The sequence below is a fragment of the Armatimonas sp. genome, from assembly GCF_043760365.1.
Lineage (GTDB): Bacteria > Armatimonadota > Armatimonadia > Armatimonadales > Armatimonadaceae > Armatimonas.
Genome location: NZ_JAYUPA010000589.1, coordinates 1 through 4,311 on the forward strand (window position 1 = coordinate 1; position 4,311 = coordinate 4,311).

6 protein-coding genes are annotated in these 4,311 nt (G+C 58.4%); all 6 read left to right on the top strand.

All coding sequences use genetic code 11. The annotated features are described in order from the left end of the window. Positions 1-125: 125 nt before the first annotated feature. Positions 126-812, top strand: a complete 687-nt coding sequence (gene aat, locus ACH2EH_RS13500) for a leucyl/phenylalanyl-tRNA--protein transferase (RefSeq protein WP_395142492.1) — start codon at positions 126-128, stop codon at positions 810-812. A 16-nt stretch (positions 813-828) separates the two neighbouring features. Then, positions 829-1,314, top strand: coding sequence for a hypothetical protein (locus ACH2EH_RS13505; protein WP_395142494.1), 486 nt, complete (start codon positions 829-831; stop codon positions 1,312-1,314). Between the two features lie 9 nt (positions 1,315-1,323). After that, the gene (locus ACH2EH_RS13510) at positions 1,324-1,935 is read left to right on the top strand and encodes a Uma2 family endonuclease (RefSeq protein ID WP_395142496.1); all 612 of its coding nucleotides are present in this window, start codon (positions 1,324-1,326) and stop codon (positions 1,933-1,935) included. Between the two features lie 498 nt (positions 1,936-2,433). Beyond that, positions 2,434-2,844: a hypothetical protein gene (locus ACH2EH_RS13515; protein WP_395142498.1), complete on the top strand. Its 411-nt coding sequence runs from the start codon at positions 2,434-2,436 to the stop codon at positions 2,842-2,844. 162 nt (positions 2,845-3,006) lie between these two features. Continuing rightward, positions 3,007-3,873 (top strand): glycosyltransferase family 2 protein, encoded by an 867-nt coding sequence (locus ACH2EH_RS13520; RefSeq protein ID WP_395142502.1) that lies wholly within the window; start codon positions 3,007-3,009, stop codon positions 3,871-3,873. Beyond that, positions 3,842-4,311: glycosyltransferase (locus ACH2EH_RS13525; protein ID WP_395142500.1), on the top strand; the 470-nt coding region annotated here is incomplete at its 3' end. The genes ACH2EH_RS13520 and ACH2EH_RS13525, both read left to right, overlap by 32 nt.

Below are 4,311 nucleotides of genomic sequence, written 5' to 3' on the forward strand. Positions count from 1 at the left end.
GGCATCACGCTGATTGTTGTCACGCACAACGAGACGCTTGCCGCTGCCGCAGGCCGCCGCTTGACCCTGCAAGATGGCCGCCTAGTCTGACAGAATTTCTTAGGGCATCAGGTACAATCTGGCTCGTGCTGTTTCGTCGCCGTTTCGGATTTAATCCCCCAGAAAAAGCCACGCCTGAAGGTATTGTCGGGATCGGTGGGCCACTGGATGTCGCCACGCTCCAGTGTGCCTACCGTCAGGGAATCTTTCCGTGGCCACACACGGGCCTGCCTCTACTCTGGTTCAACCCCGACCCACGCGCCGTGTTAGACTTCGACGAACTACACATCCCCGAGCGTCTCGCCCGACGCCGCAGGAAACTCGCGCTGCGCTTCACTGTGGACACGGCCTTTGACCAGATCATCACGTTCTGCCGCAAGGCACCGCGCACCGGCCAGGAAGGCACCTGGATCACCCCCCGGATGGTCAACGCATTTCAGGCTCTGCATGCAGCCGGGGATGCCCATAGTATCGAAGCCTGGGACGAAAACAATCACTTAGTCGCGGGCCTCTACGGCGTCACGGCGGGCGGCGTTTTCTCCGGCGAGAGCATGTTCCATACGATCAGTGATGCCTCCAAACTCGGCGTGCTTTTTCTCATCGAGCATCTCAAAGAGCGCGGCGCAACCTGGATTGATATCCAGACCATGACCCCTCATTTTGCAATGCTCGGTGCCAAAGAGATCCCCCGCACGGAGTATCTTAAGCGCCTCGCCACCGTTCAAGAGACGCCCCTGCTTCTCTTTGACCGGGAACCAGAGTCTCAACACTAGCGTTGTGGAGAGCACCATGCAAACGCCCCCATCCCCGACGTTCCCAAGCATCCAGGCCGACAATCTGGAAGGCAAGAAACTGCGCTTCCCACAAGACTTCGCAGGCGAGCGCAACTTAGTCTTTGTGGCCTTCCAGCGCAACCAGCAGCGTGAGATAGACACCTGGATGCCGCTCACCAAGGAGATGATGAAGAATCACCCTACACTTCGCACCTACGAGTTCCCCGTGATCGGTAAGGTGATGGGAATGATGCGTGGCTTCATCAACAACGGCATGCGACGCGGCATCCCCGACCCCGGCACCCGCGCCATAACCATCACCATCTACTCCGACAAAGGCGCGTTCATGAAGCCGCTGGGACTCAAAGACCAGAGGAAAATCTACGCCTTTATCGTCACCCCCAAAGGCGAGGTTCTCTGGCGCACCGAAGGCCCCCGCACGGAGAGCGGTGAGAAAAGCCTCCGCGAGTTTCTGGACAAGCCAAGCAAAGTCAGCGCATAATAAAGCGCCATGTCCTACGCCCTCAAGCTCCCAGAGCCAGCCCCCGAGCCAGTCACTATCGAAGAGTACCTCGCCCGTGAGACAGATGCGGAGCATAAGAGTGAGTTTTTCGGCGATCGCATTGTCGCCATGGCCGGAGCCTCACCCACGCACAATACGCTTGCCAGCAACTTTCTTATCGAGACGGGCCGCCAGCTTTTAGAAACCGAGTGCCAGTCCTACAACTCGGATCAGAAGGTTCGTGTTTTTGAAGCAGGGCGCGTGTTCTATCCCGATGCGAGCGTGGTCTGTGAGGATGCACACTTCGACGATGACGGTAGCCTCCGCAATCCCTCGGTAGTTGTCGAAGTGCTCTCGGACTCTACGGAACACAAAGATCGCGTCGAGAAGTGGCTTCACTACCAGCAGCTTGCCTCCCTCCGCTCCTATATTCTTATCGCTCAGGATCAGACGCTCGTCGAGGTATTTGAGCGTCCCAACCCCGAGACCGACTGGACCTACCGCAGCTTCTCCCGCCGCGAAGACAGTTTTCCCCTTCACTGCCTCGGCATCACCCTCTCCGTCGCTGCTCTCTACCGCCGCATCCCCATTCCAGAGCCCCCTACTGCGCGTGCTGGATAGATCAGCGCGTGCGAATGCTAGATCAGAGCGTGTCACAGAAGAATCAGAGCGTGCAGAACATAAATCAGACCGTGAAAAATCAAAATCAGCGCGTGCGGATAGCGCATCAGACAGTGCGGCTAGTAGATCAACACGTGCGGGAGCCAGATCAGCCCCTACGAATCTCTGTCCGGTGACAGCCTCGACGGAAATCGTCGGGCTTTGGGGCACGCCCCGAGGGCACCCGGCGCCGCCTCTTCGTCCCTCGTCGGTACTTTTTGCGGGGCTACAAGGTTGGTCGCCGCAGGCGCGGCGGAACGCCCCAAAGCCCAGAAGTTTACCGTCGAAGGCTATCACGAGATTTGCGACAAAAAAAATTTTCTCCCATCTCTTTTCCGCGAAAGCAGGAAGGGACGACCCCTTTGCCTCTATAATGAGAGCACAAGCAACAAACAAAGACTAAAGATTCGGCCCATTCGAGGGCTCTCTGCTCAGTCCCACTAGGGACAAGGAAAAAAGATGACTACCACGAAAAAGATTGTGCTTCCCGCTTTCGGTGCTCACATGGCGGCCTATTCAGAACGGGTGGAATTGCGCGTTGGTCGAAGAGAGCAGAACAGTGCACCGTTTCCCCTCTGTACTACGGAGGACGAGGTAATGGAGATCGTGGCCGAAATCACGAACAGGGGCTTCCTACTGCTTGATGGGGAGCAACACAAAGTCACGATTTCCAAGGCGTCAAAGAGCGGCCTGATCATCCATACCGAGGGGGAGCCAGACTACAGGATGAGTGTGAAAGCACTAGCAAAAGGCGAGCCAGGCGGAAAAATCTGGTTCACGAAGGCAGACTATAAATACTTCTACGAATCCCGAAAGGAGATGCGTGAGGAGGATCAGCAAGCTGCTGCATCTGCGAGGCACAGGTTTTGATCGAAAAACATAGTGATGGTCGTGTCTGTGTCTCGGAGCAGGGCGGCATGATCAGATTTTTTGCTCTGACGAAATGCGAAGTGTTGTGAGGCGGTTCGCGAAGCGCGGCGGAGGCACGACGCCCCAAAGCCCAGAGGTTTACCGTCTGGGCTTCTGCACGTGATGCGTCTGTCGGTGATTATTGTCCACTGGAACACGGCTCCCGATCTGCGGGAGTGCTTGGCGACGCTTCGGGCGTTTCCGTGGAGCCAGCCGGGCGGCGAGACGGAGATTCTTGTGGTGGACAATGCATCGAGCGATGGCGCGGTGGCGATGCTGGCGGCGGAGTTTCCTGAGGTGCGGGTGATCGCGAACGCAGAGAATCTGATCTATGCGGCGGCGACTAACCAAGCACTGAAAGCGGCGACGGGTGATTATTTTCTTTTGCTGAATCCCGATGCGTGTGTGACGGCGGGGGCGATTGACAAACTAATCGGGGCGCAAAAAGCGATTGTGGCAGCGAAGCTGGTAAGTTCCGATGGCTCGGTGCAAAAATCCGTGCGGGCCTTTCCGACGCCGCTTGCGACGATTACGGGAAGCTGGACGCGGCTGGCGTTTGACTACGAGAAGGCCGGGCCGGCGCCACAGCCGATGATGTCGTGCTTGCTGTTCACGCGAGCCGTCTATGAGACAGTTGGGGGGCTGGACGAGCGCTTTCCGCTGTATTTTAATGATGTGGACTGGAGCTTTCGGGCGGAACGGGCGGGGCTGGAAACGTGGTATATCCCGGAGGCAGTGGTGCAGCACGGACACGGGGGAACCACGAAGCACGTTCGGCGGTCTGCTGTCTGGGAGTCGCGCCGGGCCTGGCTGCGCTTCTTACAAAAACACTTTGCGCGTGATCCGCTGCGGCCTCTGGCGGTGTTGGCGGTCACGCTGGACGCCTGGAGACGAACCGGGCGCTGGGGGAAATGGCTTGGAAGAGACGGGGGCAGGGCGACGCCTGAGAGTTTGCGTCGTGAGCTGGAGAGCGAAGGACGAGCTTCGTGAGTGCTTAAAAAGTGTCGCGGGCTGGGAGACGGTCGTGGTGGACAATGCGTCGGGCGATGGCAGCGCCGAGATGGTCGCCGCCGAGTTCCCCGACCTCAAGCTAATCGCGCTCAACGAGAACACGGGCTTCTCGGGCGGCAACAACATTGCGCTGGAGGGGCTGGATGCCGACTACGCACTCCTGCTCAACTCCGATGCCACGGTCGAGCCGGGGGGGCTAGAGCGCCTTCTAGCGTTTGCCGATGCCACGCCCGACGCGGGAATTATCGGCCCCAAGGTCGTCAACCCCGATGGCTCAATCCAATACTCCTGCCGCCGCTGGCCGACGTTTGCTGCCGGAATGTTTCGCAATGTCTGGCTCGGGCGGCTCTTTCCCGGCAATAAACCCGCGTCGGATTATCTGATGCAGGATTTCGATCACGCGAGTGTGCTGGACGT